Annotated in this window: 17 protein-coding genes; 13 read left to right on the plus strand and 4 right to left on the minus strand. The window is 62.5% G+C overall.

The genetic code is table 11. The features are described 5' to 3' along the window. Positions 1 to 31: 31 nt before the first annotated feature. The 7 genes from OU997_RS10570 (at position 32) to OU997_RS10600 (ending at position 7,786) form a co-directional block, all read left to right on the plus strand. Positions 32 to 1,156: a TDT family transporter gene (locus tag OU997_RS10570; RefSeq protein WP_267806482.1), complete on the plus strand. Its 1,125-nt coding sequence runs from the start codon at positions 32 to 34 to the stop codon at positions 1,154 to 1,156. Between the two features lie 137 nt (positions 1,157 to 1,293). After that, entirely contained in the window at positions 1,294 to 3,294 is a 2,001-nt protein-coding gene (tkt, locus tag OU997_RS10575) for a transketolase (RefSeq protein WP_267806483.1), read from the plus strand. A 103-nt stretch (positions 3,295 to 3,397) separates the two neighbouring features. After that, positions 3,398 to 4,453, plus strand: coding sequence for an erythrose-4-phosphate dehydrogenase (gene epd, locus OU997_RS10580; RefSeq protein WP_267806484.1), 1,056 nt, complete (start codon positions 3,398 to 3,400; stop codon positions 4,451 to 4,453). Positions 4,454 to 4,456: 3 nt separating this feature from the next. After that, positions 4,457 to 5,620, plus strand: coding sequence for a phosphoglycerate kinase (locus tag OU997_RS10585; RefSeq protein ID WP_267806485.1), 1,164 nt, complete (start codon positions 4,457 to 4,459; stop codon positions 5,618 to 5,620). 26 nt (positions 5,621 to 5,646) lie between these two features. Then, entirely contained in the window at positions 5,647 to 5,967 is a 321-nt protein-coding gene (locus tag OU997_RS10590; protein WP_267806487.1) for an MliC family protein, read from the plus strand. 109 nt (positions 5,968 to 6,076) lie between these two features. After that, the gene (gene fba / locus OU997_RS10595; RefSeq protein ID WP_090250017.1) at positions 6,077 to 7,141 is read left to right on the plus strand and encodes a class II fructose-bisphosphate aldolase; all 1,065 of its coding nucleotides are present in this window, start codon (positions 6,077 to 6,079) and stop codon (positions 7,139 to 7,141) included. A gap of 219 nt (positions 7,142 to 7,360) precedes the next feature. Continuing rightward, on the plus strand, positions 7,361 to 7,786 hold the full coding sequence (locus OU997_RS10600) for a hypothetical protein (RefSeq protein WP_108485916.1): 426 nt from the start codon (positions 7,361 to 7,363) through the stop codon (positions 7,784 to 7,786). Here the strand turns inward: OU997_RS10600 and OU997_RS10605 are convergent. Beyond that, the gene (locus tag OU997_RS10605) at positions 7,758 to 8,741 is read right to left on the minus strand and encodes an alpha/beta hydrolase (RefSeq protein WP_267806493.1); all 984 of its coding nucleotides are present in this window, start codon (positions 8,739 to 8,741) and stop codon (positions 7,758 to 7,760) included. The two genes, OU997_RS10600 and OU997_RS10605, sit on opposite strands and share 29 nt — an antisense overlap. Before the next feature lie 178 nt (positions 8,742 to 8,919). Between OU997_RS10605 and OU997_RS10610 the strand changes: the two genes are divergently transcribed. The 4 genes from OU997_RS10610 to OU997_RS10625 all read left to right on the plus strand — a co-directional run bounded on the left by OU997_RS10610 (position 8,920) and on the right by OU997_RS10625 (position 11,606). Then, complete coding sequence (locus OU997_RS10610) at positions 8,920 to 9,375, plus strand: hypothetical protein (protein ID WP_267806495.1); 456 nt, start codon at positions 8,920 to 8,922, stop codon at positions 9,373 to 9,375. A 31-nt stretch (positions 9,376 to 9,406) separates the two neighbouring features. Beyond that, positions 9,407 to 10,507, plus strand: a complete 1,101-nt coding sequence (locus OU997_RS10615) for a PQQ-dependent sugar dehydrogenase (RefSeq protein WP_108485913.1) — start codon at positions 9,407 to 9,409, stop codon at positions 10,505 to 10,507. A 63-nt stretch (positions 10,508 to 10,570) separates the two neighbouring features. Further along, the gene (locus OU997_RS10620) at positions 10,571 to 11,017 is read left to right on the plus strand and encodes a hypothetical protein (protein ID WP_108485912.1); all 447 of its coding nucleotides are present in this window, start codon (positions 10,571 to 10,573) and stop codon (positions 11,015 to 11,017) included. A 64-nt stretch (positions 11,018 to 11,081) separates the two neighbouring features. After that, positions 11,082 to 11,606 (plus strand): YgjP-like metallopeptidase domain-containing protein, encoded by a 525-nt coding sequence (locus tag OU997_RS10625; RefSeq protein WP_108485911.1) that lies wholly within the window; start codon positions 11,082 to 11,084, stop codon positions 11,604 to 11,606. Here OU997_RS10625 and OU997_RS10630 read toward each other — a convergent pair. Next, the gene (locus OU997_RS10630; RefSeq protein WP_108485910.1) at positions 11,589 to 11,822 is read right to left on the minus strand and encodes a DUF2789 family protein; all 234 of its coding nucleotides are present in this window, start codon (positions 11,820 to 11,822) and stop codon (positions 11,589 to 11,591) included. The genes OU997_RS10625 and OU997_RS10630 overlap by 18 nt on opposite strands. A 196-nt stretch (positions 11,823 to 12,018) precedes the next feature. Between OU997_RS10630 and OU997_RS10635 the strand changes: the two genes are divergently transcribed. Further along, entirely contained in the window at positions 12,019 to 12,729 is a 711-nt protein-coding gene (locus OU997_RS10635; RefSeq protein WP_267806497.1) for a substrate-binding periplasmic protein, read from the plus strand. Here OU997_RS10635 and OU997_RS10640 read toward each other — a convergent pair. Both OU997_RS10640 and yccS read right to left on the minus strand, forming a co-directional pair. Continuing rightward, complete coding sequence (locus OU997_RS10640; protein WP_267806499.1) at positions 12,726 to 13,208, minus strand: GreA/GreB family elongation factor; 483 nt, start codon at positions 13,206 to 13,208, stop codon at positions 12,726 to 12,728. The genes OU997_RS10635 and OU997_RS10640 overlap by 4 nt on opposite strands. Before the next feature lie 5 nt (positions 13,209 to 13,213). Continuing rightward, the gene (gene yccS, locus OU997_RS10645; protein WP_267806500.1) at positions 13,214 to 15,385 is read right to left on the minus strand and encodes a YccS family putative transporter; all 2,172 of its coding nucleotides are present in this window, start codon (positions 15,383 to 15,385) and stop codon (positions 13,214 to 13,216) included. A 221-nt stretch (positions 15,386 to 15,606) separates the two neighbouring features. On the opposite strand from yccS, the gene OU997_RS10650 reads away from it, so the two are divergent. Beyond that, the gene (locus OU997_RS10650; RefSeq protein ID WP_267806501.1) at positions 15,607 to 16,332 is read left to right on the plus strand and encodes a substrate-binding periplasmic protein; all 726 of its coding nucleotides are present in this window, start codon (positions 15,607 to 15,609) and stop codon (positions 16,330 to 16,332) included.

Here is a 16,332-nt window from a genome sequence, read left to right on the forward strand (position 1 = left end):
CCAATCGCGATCGTTTGTGAGGAATGCCGTGATGTTGCGCCCCTTTACCCGTTTGCATGAGCCGCTGGCCTTTGTCCGCCAGTTCACGCCCAACTGGTTCGCCATGACCATGGGCACCGGCGTGCTGGCCCAGGTGGTGGCCAAGATGCCGCTGTCATTTCCCGGGCAAATGCTGTTGGCCGAAGGCCTGTGGTGCCTGACTGTACTGCTGTTTGGCCTGTTCAGTGTGCTGTTTGCTGCGCGCTTGCTGCTGTTTCGCGACACCCTGTGGCCGATGCTCGATCACCCGGTGCAGTCGATGTTTCTGGGGGCCATACCCATGGGGCTGGTGCAGGTGATCAACGGCATGCTGCTGTTCGCTGCGCCTGTTTATGGCGCGCCCGTGGTGATGCTGGCCCATGGCTTGTGGTGGCTGGCGCTGGTGTTGGCGATGGGCGCGGCACTCGGTGTGCCGTATTTGATGTTTACCCGGCAGAAACATGTGCTGGAAACCCTCACCGGGGTCTGGCTGCTGCCGATTGTCGCACCCGAAGTGGTGGCCAGCGGTGCGGCGGCATTGGCTCCGCACGTGAGGGCTGAGGCGGCGCAACTGCTGTTGAGCCTGGGCTATGTGCTGTGGGGGTTATCGCTGAGCCTGGCCTTCGCCCTGATCGCCCTGGTGTTGTTGCGCCTGGCCCTGCACAAATTACCGGACATGGACTTTGCCGCCAGCAGTTGGTTGCCGCTGGGGCCGCTGGCCACCGGCTGCCTGGGCTTGATCAGCCTGGGGCAGGCTGCACCGCACGCCTGGCAAGGCACTGCGTTGCAGGGTGCCGCCGAAATGGCGCAGCAACTGGGCCTGGTCGGCGGGCTGGCGCTGTGGGGCGCGGGGCTGTGGTGGTTGGTCGCGGCCAGCCTGTTCACCCAGCATTACATGCGCCGCGAGCTGCCCTTCAATCTGGGCTGGTGGGGGTTCACCTTCCCGCTGGGCGTGTTCACCTTGGCCACCTTTGCCCTGCAGCACATGACGGGCTTGGCGTTCTTTACCTGGGTGGGTGTGCTGCTGGCGGCCAAGCTGGCACTGGTCTGGCTGCTGGTCATGCGTCGCACGCTGCAGGGCTTGTGGCATGGCGAGCTGTTTCGCGCGCCTTGTCTGGCGGCGCAAAAGCCGCTTTGAGCCGCTTTGCCGGGGCTAATTGCTGATTGTCGGGGGCTTAACGACCATCTGTGATTGCCCCCATGGCGTGGCTGGGCGAAAATGGCCGCCTTTTTCGACCCTCAGTTGCTCAAGCAGCCCCCGCAGGAGATTCAGTGATGCCCAGCCGTCGTGAGCGAGCCAATGCCATTCGTGCCCTCAGCATGGATGCCGTGCAGAAAGCCAACAGCGGCCACCCCGGTGCCCCGATGGGCATGGCGGATATCGCCGAAGTCCTGTGGCGTGACTTCCTCAAGCACAACCCGAGCAACCCGAAATTCGCCGACCGTGACCGCTTTGTGCTGTCTAACGGCCACGGCTCGATGCTGATTTATTCGCTGCTGCACCTGACCGGCTACGACCTGTCGATCGACGACCTGAAAAACTTCCGTCAACTGCACAGCAAAACCCCAGGTCACCCGGAATACGGCTACACCCCGGGCGTGGAAACCACCACCGGCCCGCTGGGGCAGGGCATCGCCAACGCCGTCGGTTTCGCCATTGCCGAGAAGGTGCTGGGCGCGCAGTTCAACCGTGACGGCCACCAGATCGTTGACCACTTCACCTACGCCTTCCTCGGCGACGGCTGCATGATGGAAGGCATCAGCCATGAAGTCTGCTCGCTGGCTGGCACTCTGGGTCTGGGCAAACTGGTCGCGTTCTACGACGACAATGGCATCTCCATCGACGGCGAAGTCGAAGGCTGGTTCACCGATGACACGCCCAAGCGCTTTGAAGCCTACGGCTGGCAGGTGATTCGCAACGTTGACGGTCACGATGCCGAAGAAATCAAAACCGCCATCGAAACCGCCCGTGCCGAGCACGAACGTCCGACCCTGATCTGCTGCAAAACCACCATCGGTTTTGGCTCGCCAAATAAAGGCGGCAAGGAAGAGTGCCACGGTGCACCGCTGGGCCTCGATGAAATCGCCCTGACCCGCGCCACCCTCGGCTGGAACCATGGCCCGTTTGAGATTCCGGCTGATATCTATGCCGAATGGGACGCCAAAGCGGCCGGCGCCAAGGCCGAGGCCGAGTGGGATCAACGTTTCGCGGCCTACGCCGCGGCTTACCCGGAACTGGCCAGCGAATTCAAACGCCGTATAAGCGGTGAGTTGCCGGCAGACTTCGCCGCCAAAGCGGCTGCTTACATTCAAGAAGTCGCCGACAAAGGCGAAACCATCGCCAGCCGCAAGGCCAGCCAGAACGCGCTGAACGCCTTCGGCCCGCTGTTGCCGGAATTCCTCGGTGGTTCGGCTGACCTGGCCGGCTCCAACCTCACGCTGTGGAAAGGCTGCAAAGGTGTGTCGGCTGACGACGCCTCCGGCAACTACATGTTCTACGGTGTGCGCGAGTTCGGCATGAGCGCGATCATGAACGGCGTGGCCCTGCATGGCGGCTTTGTGCCCTACGGCGCGACCTTCCTGATCTTTATGGAGTACGCACGTAACGCGGTGCGCATGTCGGCGTTGATGAAACAGCGCGTGCTGTATGTGTTCACCCACGACTCCATTGGCCTGGGCGAAGACGGCCCGACTCACCAGCCAATCGAGCAGCTGGCCAGCCTGCGCGGTACACCGAATCTCGACACCTGGCGTCCCTGCGATGCCGTGGAGTCGGCGGTGGCGTGGAAGTACGCCATCGAGCGTGCTGACGGCCCAAGCGCGCTGATCTTCAGCCGGCAGAACCTGCCGCACCAGTCGCGTGATGCCCAGCAGCTTAGTGATATTGAACGTGGCGGTTACGTGCTCAAAGACTGTGCCGGTGAGCCGGAGCTGATCCTGATCGCCACCGGTTCGGAAATCGGCCTGGCCGTTGCCGCCTACGACAAACTGACCGCCGCAGGCCGTTCGGTGCGCGTGGTGTCGATGCCGTCGACCAGCGTCTTCGACCAGCAGGACGCCGGCTACAAGCAGGCCGTGCTGCCGCTGCAAGTCAGCGCACGCATCGCCATCGAAGCTTCGCATGCCGACTACTGGTACAAGTACGTCGGTCTGGAAGGCCGCATCATCGGCATGACCACCTTCGGTGAGTCGGCCCCGGCGGCGCAGTTGTTCGAGGAGTTCGGCTTTACCGTCGAAAACATCCTGGAAACCGCTGCCGACCTGCTCGACGCCTGAGTGAGAACGACGCCGTAGGGTGGATGAACGTCTTTTCATCCACCGTTACACCGCCGGTGGATCGATGAAGCACGATCCACCCTACGTTCAGCCGAGAGACCCGATGTCCAAGCGTCCCTATCGAATCGCCCTCAACGGTTACGGCCGCATCGGCCGCTGCGTGCTGCGTGCGTTGCATGAGCGTGGCGACGGGGCGCAACTGGAAATCGTGGCGCTGAATGACCTGGCCGATCAGGCCAGCATCGAATACCTGACGCGTTTCGACTCCACCCATGGCCGCTTCCCCGGCGAGGTGCAGGTCGACGGTGATTGCCTGCACATCAATGGCGATTGCGTCAAAGTGCTGCGGCAGGCCACGCCGGAAGGTGTTGACTGGGCGGCGCTGGGCATCGACCTGTTGCTCGAGTGTTCCGGTCAATACACCAGCCGTGGCGAGGCGCAGCGTTTTATCGAGGCGGGTGCGCCGCGCGTGCTGCTCTCGCAGCCGATGGCCAGCGAGGCGGATATCGACGCCACGGTGGTGTTCGGGGTTAATCAGAGCAACTTGACTGGCCGCGAGCGGCTGGTGTCGAACGCCTCCTGCACCACCAATTGCGGCGTGCCGCTGCTCAAATTGCTCAACGAGACGGTGGGTATCGAGTATGTATCGATCACCACCATCCACTCGGCGATGAACGATCAGCCGGTGATTGACGCCTACCACCACGAAGACCTGCGCCGCACGCGCTCGGCCTTTCAGTCGGTGATTCCGGTGTCCACCGGGTTGGCGCGCGGGATCGAACGCCTGCTGCCGGAGTTGGCCGGGCGCATTCAGGCCAAGGCCATGCGCGTGCCGACGGTGAACGTCTCCTGCCTGGACATCACCCTGCAGACTGCCCGCGACACCTCGGCCGCCGAGATCAATGCCGTGCTGCGTGAAGCCTCGTTAAACGGCCCGCTCAAGGGCTTGCTGGCCTACACCGAACTGCCGCACGCCAGTTGCGACTTTAACCACGACCCGCACTCGGCGATTGTCGATGGCAGCCAGACCCGCGTCTCCGGGCCGCGTCTGGTTAACCTGCTGGCCTGGTTCGACAACGAGTGGGGGTTTGCCAACCGCATGCTCGATGTCGCCGAACATTTTCTTTCCCTGACTACTCCAGCCCCCGTGAAGGACTGATATATGACCGTTCTGAAGATGACCGACCTCGACCTCGCCGGTAAGCGCGTGCTGATCCGCGAAGACCTCAACGTGCCGGTAAAAGACGGCGTGGTGAAGAGCGACGCGCGCATCCTCGCCTCCCTGCCGACCATCAAACTGGCGCTGGAGAAGGGCGCTGCGGTCATGGTCTGCTCACACCTGGGTCGTCCGACCGAAGGTGAATTCAGCGAAGAAAACAGCCTGGCGCCGGTTGCGGCCTACCTGAGCAAGGCCCTGGGCCGCGACGTACCGCTGGTCAAGGACTACCTCGGCGGCGTTGAACTCAAGGCTGGCGAGATCGTGCTGTTTGAGAACGTGCGCTTCAACAAAGGCGAGAAGAAAAACGCCGATGAGCTGGCCCAGCAATATGCGGCGCTGTGCGATGTGTTCGTCATGGACGCTTTCGGCACCGCCCACCGCGCCGAAGGCTCGACCCATGGCGTGGCCAAGTTTGCCAAGGTGGCCTGCGCCGGCCCGTTGCTGGCGGCTGAACTGGATGCGCTGGGCAAGGCTCTGGGTGCGCCGGCCCGTCCGATGCTGGCCATTGTGGCCGGCTCCAAGGTCTCGACCAAGCTGGACGTGCTCAACTCCCTGGCCGATATCTGCGACTCGCTGATCGTCGGCGGCGGTATCGCCAACACCTTCCTCGCCGCTGCCGGTCTGCCGGTGGGCAAATCCCTGTATGAAGCCGACTTGGTCGACACGGCCAAAGCCATTGCCGCCAAAGTCAGCGTGCCGCTGCCGGTTGATGTGGTGGTGGCCAAGGCCTTTGCTGAAGATGCCGAAGCGACCGTTAAAGCGGTGGCTGATGTGGCCGAAGACGACATGATCCTCGACATCGGCCCGCAGACGGCGGCCATGTTTGCCGAGATGCTTAAAGCCTCCAGCACCATTCTCTGGAACGGCCCGGTCGGCGTGTTCGAATTTGACCAGTTCGGCAATGGCACCAAGGCCCTGGCCCTGGCCATCGCGGAAAGCTCGGCGTTCTCCATTGCTGGCGGTGGCGATACCCTGGCGGCCATCGACAAGTACGGCGTGGCGGCGAATATCTCCTACATTTCCACCGGCGGCGGTGCGTTCCTCGAATTTGTTGAGGGCAAGGTGCTGCCGGCCGTGGCCGTACTCGAAGCGCGCGCCAACGCATGATCAGTCTCATCAGGGAGCCTTTTGCGATGCTCAAGCGCAGCACTGTACTAGCGTTGCTCAGTTTGCTTGGCGCTTGCGCCAGCCAACCTGCACCGTCTGATAGCTGGACGCGCTGGGTATGCGACAGCCAAACCGAAGTGCTGTGGCGCTTTGCCGATAGCAGCCAGGCATCGGTTGACGTGCGCCTCGGCGGCAGCGATATCGTTTACCGCCTGACTGAGGAGCCGTCCGGCTCCGGGGTGCTGTACAGCGATGGTCTGCTGTCTTTCCACACCAAGGGTGAAGAAGGGCTGGTGTACTGGACAGCCAACGACGACCTGATCGGTCGCGGTTGTAAGGCACCCTGAGCACGATTTGAATACAGGCCGGGTTCACCCCGGTCTGAATGACTTGAATAGCGCCTGCCCCTGCGGCAGGCTTGAATGATTAACGAGCCCCACCGGGAGAAAGAACACCATGGCACTTATCAGCATGCGCCAGATGCTCGACCACGCCGCCGAATTCGGCTACGGCGTGCCGGCCTTCAACGTCAATAACCTCGAGCAGATGCGCGCGATCATGGAAGCGGCCGACAAGACCGATTCCCCGGTGATCGTTCAGGCCTCCGCCGGTGCGCGCAAATACGCCGGTGCGCCGTTTCTGCGCCACCTGATCCTGGCCGCGATTGAAGAATTCCCGCACATCCCGGTGTGCATGCACCAGGACCACGGCACCAGCCCGGACGTCTGCCAGCGCTCGATCCAACTGGGCTTCAGCTCGGTGATGATGGACGGTTCGCTGAAAGAAGACGGCAAGACCCCGGCCGACTACGACTACAACGTGCGTGTCACCCAGCAGACCGTTGCCTTTGCCCACGCCTGCGGCGTGTCGGTGGAAGGTGAGTTGGGTTGCCTGGGCAGCCTGGAAACCGGCATGGCCGGCGAAGAAGACGGCGTTGGCGCGGAAGGCGTGCTCGATCACAGCCAGATGCTGACCGACCCGGAAGAAGCCGCTGACTTCGTCAAGCGCACTCAGGTCGATGCCCTGGCCATCGCCATCGGCACCAGCCACGGCGCGTACAAGTTCACCAAGCCGCCAACCGGTGACATCCTCGCCATCGACCGCATCAAGGAAATCCACAAGCGCATCCCCAACACCCACCTGGTGATGCACGGTTCCTCGTCGGTGCCGCAAGAGTGGCTGGCGATCATCAACCAGTACGGCGGCGACATCAAAGAAACCTACGGCGTGCCGGTTGAAGAAATCGTCGAAGGCATCAAGTACGGCGTGCGCAAGGTCAACATCGACACTGACCTGCGTCTGGCGTCCACCGGTGCCATGCGCCGCCTGATGGCCGAGAACCCGAGCGAGTTCGACCCGCGCAAGTTCTTCGGTGCCACCGTCACCGCCATGCGCGACATCTGCATCGCCCGTTACGAAGCCTTCGGCACCGCCGGCAATGCCTCGAAGATCAAACCGATCTCCCTCGAAGGCATGTTCCAGCGTTATGCCAAGGGTGAGCTGGCCGCCAAGGTCAACTAAGCCTGTTGCTGCACTGAAAGCCCCGCCGATGCGGGGCTTTTTGTTGGCTATGCCCCCGTGTTGTGGTGCATGCGCTGGGTAGGTTGGGTTGAGGAACAACGCGACGAAGCCCAACGAGACCGGCCGCTACTTGTTGGGCTTCGCTGCGCTCAACAGCAACCTACGACTTGGTGCCTCATCGCGTGCAATAGCTACAGAGTCGTTATCTGGGAGGTATCTATGACGAGGTTGATCGGGCTGTTCGGTGTACTCGCTGCATTGGCCGGCTGTGCCCATCAGCCACCAGTGAGCGGGCCGCCCGTTAACGTGGTGGTGGCGAGCGATCCGCAGCAGTGCGCCACCCGCGCCGAGTGCACGACCAAGACCGCACGCACGCTGCTGTTTGTCTACGACTACGCCGCCGCCGGCGCGCCGCTGGTGCAGCGTGAAGGGCGCCTGTTGTTTACCCCGGCCGATGCACCGGGCAGTGATTGGCCGGCGCTCTATCTTCGTCTGGCCGAGGCCGAGCACAGTGCGTTTGCGTTTAACGGGCAATGCCGAGCGCAGGCGTGTCGGCTGACGGTGGAGCAGCTGTTGCAGATTTACCGCAGCTACCTGGCGGATCAGCCTTGCGCCTTTACTGCGGCGTTGTGTCGTTTTGAGTAGGCAGCGCGGCGAGAAACGCCAGAATCGCCGCCTGCACCCGTGGTGTGTCCTGCGGCGAGAGGATGTCGCCGGCCAGCACATGGTGTGACGGGTCCTGGGTGTCCGTGAGGGCGACCAGTTGCTTGTGCGCTGAGCCAAAGCGGGCAAAGGCCGCTTCGATGGCGGTGGCGCTGACCACCTGATCATCCTGCGAATAGAGCGTGAGAATCGGCGCGCGGATCTGCTCCAGTGGCTGTTCACGCACGTATTTCACCAGCGCCATCATCGGCAGCAGCGCCTGTACCGGATAGCGATGGCTCCAGTAGCGCGCCTGTTCGGCGTTGCGCGGTTGCCAGTGGTGTTCCGGGCCCAGCAGCAAGGGCACGAAATGACTGGCCCAAGGCCAGGTCAGCACGGTGGCGGCCGGGTCTTTGGGGGCAAAGTTGGGCGACACCATGACGTAAGCCAGCACCTGCGGGTTATCGCCCTGCAAGGCCAGCCAGGTGGCCAGGGTGGCGCCGGTCGAGGTGCCGATCACCAGCACCTGTTTACCCAAGCGCTGACCGATCTGCAGGGCTTCCTGGCTGTCCTGCAGCCAGTCGTGCACACTGGCCTCGGCCATCGCTGCGCCTGAGCGGCCATGGCCGCTCAGGCGGGTGTAGAACAGGTTGGCGCCCAGTTGCCGGGCCAGTTGATCGCTGAGCGGCGCGGTTTCCTGGCGAGTGGCTGAGTAACCATGCAGGTAGATGATCGCCAGGTTGGTCTGGCGCTTGTCCGGATGAGCCCAGACGATGGTCTTTTCCGCACCGGGCGTGATGCCAGGGTGGCGCGCTTCACTTTCGCTCAGGTAGCGCTCAAGGTCTGCGGGCAGCTGGGCAGGCGTCAGTGGGGTATCGACTGGCGGTACGGGACCGAGGCTGAATACTACGGCAAGGAGCGCGAGGGGCAGCGCACCAAAGAACATGGCTTTTTTCATCGTGCGGTTCTTGTGTGAGTTGTTGTTGGCAGGATGGTTGCCGCCATTCTGCTACAGCGCGGTGCCTGCGCCTATCGCCCATCCGTGTGCGTGGAAAAACCATGTAAAACACCCACTGTATGCCGATGTACCGGCTGGTCCATACTCGGCGCACCCCCGCTTCTGGATACTCGCCCACATGCCAAGCAAACTCCGCACCCTGCTGTACTTCCTGTTTGCCGTGCTGCTGGCGAGCGCGCTGGGCAGTGTGTTGCAGACCCAGTTCAACCTGGCCAACCTGCAGGCCCTCGGCGCGCCGATGTCGCTGAGCATAAGGCTGCAGACCACCGGCCTGGATCTGCTCGGTTTCAGCCCGGCCTTCGCGGTGCTGGTGCTGCTCGGCTTCGTCTTTGCCCTGCCCGCCGCCAGCCTGCTGACGCGCAGTTGGCCACGTGGGCGTTGGCTGTTGTTTGCCCTGGCTGGGGCGTTGGCGGTGCTGGCGGCGATGACGCTGGCCAATGCACTGCTACCGATGCCAACGCTGATTGGCGCCAACCGTAGCCTGGCTGGAACCCTCGGGCTGATGGCCTGCGGCAGCCTGGGCACGCTGTTATATGCTGGGCTGGTGCAGCGCTCATCGCCGACGCAATCCTGATAGATCCCTCTGCGAACAAAAGGCCCGAATCATGCTGAATACGTCCCGCGCCCTGTTGTTGCTTGGCCTGCTTGGCAGCAGCCTGGTGCACGCCATGGATTACCGCATCGAAACCGTGACCGAAGGCCTGGAGCATCCCTGGTCCCTGGCCTTTCTGCCGGATGGCCGCATGCTGGTGACCGAACGAGTCGGTCGCCTGCGCATCATCGAGCAGGACGGCAGCCTTAATCCGCAACCTGTCAGCGGAGTGCCCGAGGGGTTTGTCGCCGCCCAAGCCGGGCTGATGGAAGTGCTGCTTGACCCTGAATTTTCCAGTAATCAGCAGCTTTACCTGAGCTATGCCTACGGTACCTCCCAGGCCAACAACACCCGCCTGAGCAAGGCGCGGCTGGTCGATGGTCAGCTGCAGGATGTGCAGGTGCTGTTTACCGCGCAGCCGGCCAAGTCCGGTGCTGCGCATTACGGCGGGCGCATGGCCTGGCTGCCAGACAACAGCCTGGTGCTGACCCTGGGGGATGGCTTCGACTGGCGCGAGCAGGCCCAGGACCCGAGCAACCACCTCGGCAAGATCGTGCGCCTCAATCGCGATGGCAGCATTCCCAAGGACAACCCGCTGGTGGGCCAGGCTGGTGCGGCGGCGGAGATCTACAGCCTGGGTCACCGCAACGTGCAGGGCATCGTCTATGACGACCAGTTGCAGCGCCTGTACAGCCACGAACATGGCCCACGTGGTGGCGACGAGCTGAACCTGATCAAACCCGGCAACAACTACGGTTGGCCGTTGATCACCTATGGCATTGACTACACCGGTGCGCAGATTTCGCCGTACACCGAGCTGCCGGGCCTGCAGCAGCCCTTGCTGCACTGGACGCCATCGGTCGCACCGTCGAGCCTGACCCAGTACCGCGGTGCACTGTTCCCCGAGTGGCAGGGCGATCTGTTTGCCTCGACCCTGGCTGAGCGCAGCGTGCGTCGTATTCGTGTGCAGGACGGTAAGCTGGCCGGGCAGGACGTGCTGTTCGAAGAACTGGGCGAGCGTATCCGTGATGTGCGCAGCGGCCCGGACGGTGCCCTGTACCTGCTGACCGACAGCGCCGAAGGGCGTTTGCTGCGCGTGGTGCCTGCTCGCTGACGCTTGTTTGCGGCCGCTGTGCGTTGGTCGGACAATCGGCCGCTATTTTAAAGGCCATGCCTCATGGATGAGTTCAATCCCTATGCGCCACCCGCGGCCCATCCGGCGGCTGAGTTGCCCAGCCGTCCGTCGGGCTATCGGCTGTACCTGGCCTGCAACCTGTTGTATGCCGCCCTGACATTCGTGGCGCTGTTGATGCTGCTGTCGGGCGGGCGTATTCGTCTGGCGGTAACGGACTTGCTGGTGGTCGGTATCTTTATCGCGCCGGTGATCAGTTGTTGGCTGGTGGCAGCGAGTTACTCCAAGGCGTTTCGTTACTGGCGCTTTGTTCAGGCTCTGATAACCGCCGTGTTGTTGGTGTTCTGCCTGGATGACCTGGGGCGCGGCACACTTGCCGGTATTGGACTGTTCATGACTCTGATCAATGCCCTTTCGCTGCTCGCCGCAAGCCATTTCTACCTACGCCAGCAGGCTGTTGCCCGCCCTGCCAGTGTGGTGCAGAACGGTTAGGCCTGCGTGTAGCCCTCAGCTGGCGTTACACTGCCGGTCTTTCTGCTGTTCTGTTGCTGAGATGATGACCCCGCTCAAATACCTGCAAGGCTACCCAGCCCAGTTGCAAGACAAGATTCGCCAGCTGATTGCCGAGCAACGTCTGGGGGATTACCTGGCCCGTTCCTACAGCGGCAAGCACGCGATTCAAAGCGACAAGGCGTTATACGCCTATATTCAGGGGCTTAAGCAGGAGCACCTGCGCAATGCCCCGGCCATCGACAAAGTGCTCTACGACAATCGCCTCGACCTGACCCATCGGGCCCTCGGCCTGCACACAGCGATTTCGCGGGTGCAGGGTGGCAAGCTCAAGGCGAAGAAGGAAATCCGCGTGGCCTCGCTGTTCAAGGACGCCGCACCGGAGTTTTTGCAGATGATCGTGGTGCACGAGCTGGCGCACCTGAAAGAGGCTGAGCACAACAAAGCCTTCTACAAGCTGTGTGAGTACATGCTGCCCGGCTATCACCAGCTGGAGTTCGACCTGCGGGTGTACCTGACCTGGCGCGAGCTGCCTGGTGCGCCCGATGAGCTGTCAGCCCCGCAGCAGTAGGTTGAGCTGATCCACCACGTCGGCCCATTCAGCGTCGGCTAAAAACTGTTGACGAAGAAAATCAGCCTGGGCTGTGTCCCAGAACGGCGCATCGGCCAGTCGGCAGTCTTCCGGCAAGGGTGAGTGGCGCTTGATAAAGAGGTCGATGCTGATCTGGTCATGCTCGAGCCCCAGTTGTTGAAACAGTGTTTCGAGCTCTTGAACATTGGCTTGCATGACGCTCTCCCCTCAGGGCTATCGGCTGATAGCTCTTTAGTCGACCGACAGATGCGCAAACAGTTGCATGACGGTGCGTACTCGGCTTGCGTGGCGGACTGACCTGCTAGGCTGGCAGATACCGCCATCCCATGGTAGAGGCCGCTCCCTCATGTGTTCGAACTTTCTGCGCAGGCTGTCGATGGCATGTTGCTGCGTGCTGCTGATCGCGCCACTGGCGGCACGCGAGTTGTTAGCCGTCGGCAGCAATTTTCCCGGTGTGTTCGAGCAGCATGGCAGCGGCTATAGCGGTCTCGCCACCAGTGTCTTGCGCCAGGCGCTGGAGCCGTTGGGCTATCAGGTCCGTTTCGAGCTGTATCCCTGGGCTCGTGCGCAGCACATGGTGGCGCGCGGTGAGGGCGATATCCTTATCGGACCCTACAAGAACGCCGCGCGTGAGCAACTCTTCGCCTTCTCCGCTCGGCCTTTTTACCGCGACCACATCGTCTTCTACCGCCAACGCGGCAGCGTATTGCGCTGGCACGGCGACTATAAGCAGTTGCTCGGTCGGCGCATCGGGGTGGTACGTGCTTGGGTCTATGGGGAGCGTTTCGACAGCCGGCGCGAGCAGCTCGAGTTGGTCACCGTGGAAAGGGTCGAGAATGGCCTGAAGATGCTTGGTGCCGGCCGTCTGGATCTGCTGGCCAGCAATCAGCGCAATACCCAGCCGGTGCTTTTGGCGTTGGGGCTGGCTGACAAACTCGAACAACTTGAAACGCCGATCGACCTGCAGGACGGCTACTTCGCCTTTCCCCGTGATGAGCGTTACCTGCCTTTGCGTGAGGCGTTCGACCGGGCTCTGCAGCAGATGATCGAGCAGGGCCGGCTGGCGCAGTTGGCTGCCGACTGGCAGGTGGATATTCCTTAACCGACCCGCACAATTTCCAGTAGCTGCACGCCACTGGCCAGACGCAGGGTCACTTCGTCGCCAACCTGTTTGCCGAGCAGGCTGTGCCCCAGCGGTGACTGGGGACCGATGACCTGCACCGTGCGGCCGTCCTGCTGCAGTTTCATCGACGCGCCGTCCGGACCGAGGAGCAGGCATTGGCGTCGGTCTTCGTCGTCACTCAGTTCAATCAGCGCGCCGAGCTGGATGCCCAGTTGCGGGTCAAAGGCGCGCACGACCAACTGTTTCCAGTTGGCCAGCGTCTGACGGATGGCGGCTGCACGGCGTGCCTGCCCGGTAGCGAGATAGGAGGCTTCCAGACCCAGGGTGTCGTATTTGTTTTCCGCGATATTTTCTTCATGGGTCGCCGTTTCGTAGGCGGTCATCGCGGCGTGTTCGGCCTGTTGCATGTCCTGTTCAAGGCGGGCGATGACTTGTTGCTGCAATAGCTGTTTGTGCATGAGCGTTACCGGCGAGGTTTGAGCAGGTGAGCGGCGAGGGTGCGCAGCGGCCCAAGTTGGCGGCAGATCAGCGCCAGTTGGGTTTGCACCAGACGTTGTGGATCATCCAGGTCGTCGCTGAGTCGTTCAAGCGCGGCCGCCAATTGCTCTTCGGCGTCACTGTGGATGGCCACCGGGCGCTCTTCGTTGAGGCAGCTGGCAATTTCTTCCAGGCTGGTGGCCAACTGGCTGGCGCTGGCCAGCAGCGGGTTGTCGCTGCCGCTCAGGCTGGTTTCACCACGGTGCGCGCCCAGGCCCGAGAGGTAGCTCAGGAGGGTGTGCGAGAGCACCAGAAAGCGGAAGCCGATATCGGCCTCCTTACGAAAGTGCCCCGGCTCCATCAGCATATTGCCCAGGGTGGTCGAGAGTGTGGCGTCGGCGTTGTGCGCATTGCGTCGGGCCAGCCGGTAGGCCAGGTCGTCACGCTTGCCGCTGGCATATTGGGCGATGATCTGCTGCAGGTAACGGCTGTTGCAGCTCAGGGTGCTGGCCAGTAGATGATTCAGGCGACGACCCTGCCAGTCCGGCAGAATCAGCAGCACCGCCAGGCCGGCGATCAGGCTACCGAGCAGGGTGTCGACCAACCTTGGAATAAACAGCCCATAGCCATCGCCGACCTGATTGAAGCAGAACAGCACCAGCAGGGTGATGGCCGCCGTGGCCAGGGTGTAGCGGCTGCTGCGCAGGGCAAAGAACACCACCCCGGCGACTACCGCAAACAGCGCCTGCACCAGCGGATTGGGGAACAGGTCAAACAGCGCCCAGCCGAGTAGCAGGCCGAGCACGGTGCCGCTGATGCGCTGCACCAGCTTGAGCCGGGTCGCGCCGTAGTTCGGTTGGCAGACAAACAGCGTGGTTAGGAGTATCCAGTAGCCCTGGGTCGGGTGAATCCAGTGCAGCATGCCGTAACCGGCCGCCAGTGCCAGTGACAGGCGCAGGGCGTGGCGGAACAGCAGCGAGGTTGGCGTCAGTTGCAGGCGCAGGCGTTCCCAGACATCCCTGAGCGACTGCGGCTCACGGTCGAGCAGGCTGCTGTCCTGTTCTTCGGCCAGGGCATCGGGGTTGCTGGCGTTGCCCAGCAGGGCATCCAGGCTGCGCAGGTTGCCGGCCAGGGCGCCGAGCGAGCGCAGCAGGTGACGCCAGGCCGGGTTGCTCTGCACGCGCAGGTGTTCGAGGGAGTCGTGCAAATCGTCGAGCGCCTGGCGGCAGAGCTCTCGGTATTCAAATGGCTGGCGCAGCTCGATGGCCTGGGCCAGGCGCTGACAGGCTTCGCCATGCAGGCGCAGCAGGCGTTGGCAGCGGAACAGCACGTCGCTGTGAAAGAAGGCTTCGGCCAGCTCGTTATAGGGGTAGTGCGAGGAGCTGGCGCGTTCATGAATGTCCTGGGCGAGAAAGTACAGTTTCAGGTAGCGGCTGACTTTCGGCCCCGGCCGGCCATTGCCGACCCGGTGCAGGATGATTTCCTTGGTCGCATTGAGCGCCGCCACCACCCGACCATTCTGCTTGGCCAGGGCCAGGCGGCGCTCTTCCACATCCAGTTGACGCAGCGGTTCGAACAGCGCGGCCTTGAGCTTGAGGTACTGGCCCAGTTCGCGAAACAGCCGTGCCAGGCTGTGCTGCACCGGCTGGTTGGCAAACAGCGCATTCCACAGCACCGACAGCAGGCCGTACCAGGCTGCGCCGGCTACCAGCAGCAGCGGCTCTTGCCAGAGGCCCGCCGTGCCACCGCGCTGCTCCACGCCGATCATGCTGTACACCGCGAGAATCAGCGTGGCCGCGCCGAGGGTGGCATAGCGTTCGCCGAGTGCGCCGAGCATGGTCAGGGCAAAGCTCGATAGCGCCAGAGCGCAGACGAATAGCCAGGGGTAGGGGAACAGAAATTCCACCGCATAGGCCGCTACGCTGAAGCAGCCGAGGGTGACCAGCAGCGCGATCACGCGGCCTTGCCAGCTGTCATCGGTTTCCGCCAGGGCGCTGGCGATCACCCCGAGAAACAGCGGGATCAGCGCATGCATCCAGCCCAGCGACCAGCACAGCAGCAACGCCCCGCTGAGGGCGATAAACACCCGCAGGCTGTAGCTGAATTTATCCTGGGCCCAGAGGCGGCGCAGTGTATGAGGCAGGCGGGGGGAAGGCATGGACTGGCCTTAAATGACGGTAACGGGCAGCAGCCTAACGGAGTCGGAGTGAGCTGTGCAGCCTGAACCGCCTGTTCAACCTGATTTAGCTACAGCTTGGTCGTTTGTTTGGTGTGAAGTGGCGCAGCCGACTAAGCTGAAAAAATCCACCAACCCGCGAGGCAGCTGCAGTGTTGTACACCCGTATGCGTGGATTGTTCTCACTGCTTTTTGCCAGTCTCATGTCTGCACAGGTACTGGCTGAGCCGCTGCGCTTGTTTACCGAAGAATATCCACCAATCAATTTCAGCGAGAACGGCAAGCCAACGGGTCTGGCCACTGAGGTTGTGGAAGCGATCATGCATCGTTCCGGGCAGAGTGCACCGATCAGCGTGGTGCCCTGGGCGCGTGGGTATCAGGAAGCCCTGCAGCGGCCCAACACCGGGTTGTTTGTCACCATGCGCACGCGTGAGCGTGAGCAGCTGTTTAAGTGGGTAGGGCCGATTACCCGAAACGTCACCAGCTTTTATGCGTTGCGCCGTTCATTTCTCTCGATCAGCCGTATCGAGGAGGCCCGTGAGTACGGCGAAATTGCCGTGCCGCGCGATTGGTACAGTCACCAGCGGCTGCTGGCCGAGGGTTTCAACAACCTCACCCCGGTCACCGGACCGGCGCAAGTGGTGAGCATGCTCAAACGTGGGCGGGTCAAGCTGATGGTGCTGGATAACCTGAGCATCAGCGCGCTGCTGGCTCAGGGTGATATTCAGAGGGACGAGGTGCAGTTGCTCTTCGATTTCATGCACAGCGACAGCTATATCGCCTTTTCCCAGCAAACGGATGATGTGCTGGTCAGTCGCTGGCAGCAGGAGCTGGAGGCCATGAAGAACGATGGCAGCTTTGCCGCAATTCACCAAAAGTGGCTACCAGGTGAGCCGTTACCGCCGCTTGAAACCGCCCCCGCGCCCTAG

It is taken from the genome of Pseudomonas sp. SL4(2022), from assembly GCF_026625725.1.
Lineage (GTDB): Bacteria > Pseudomonadota > Gammaproteobacteria > Pseudomonadales > Pseudomonadaceae > Aquipseudomonas.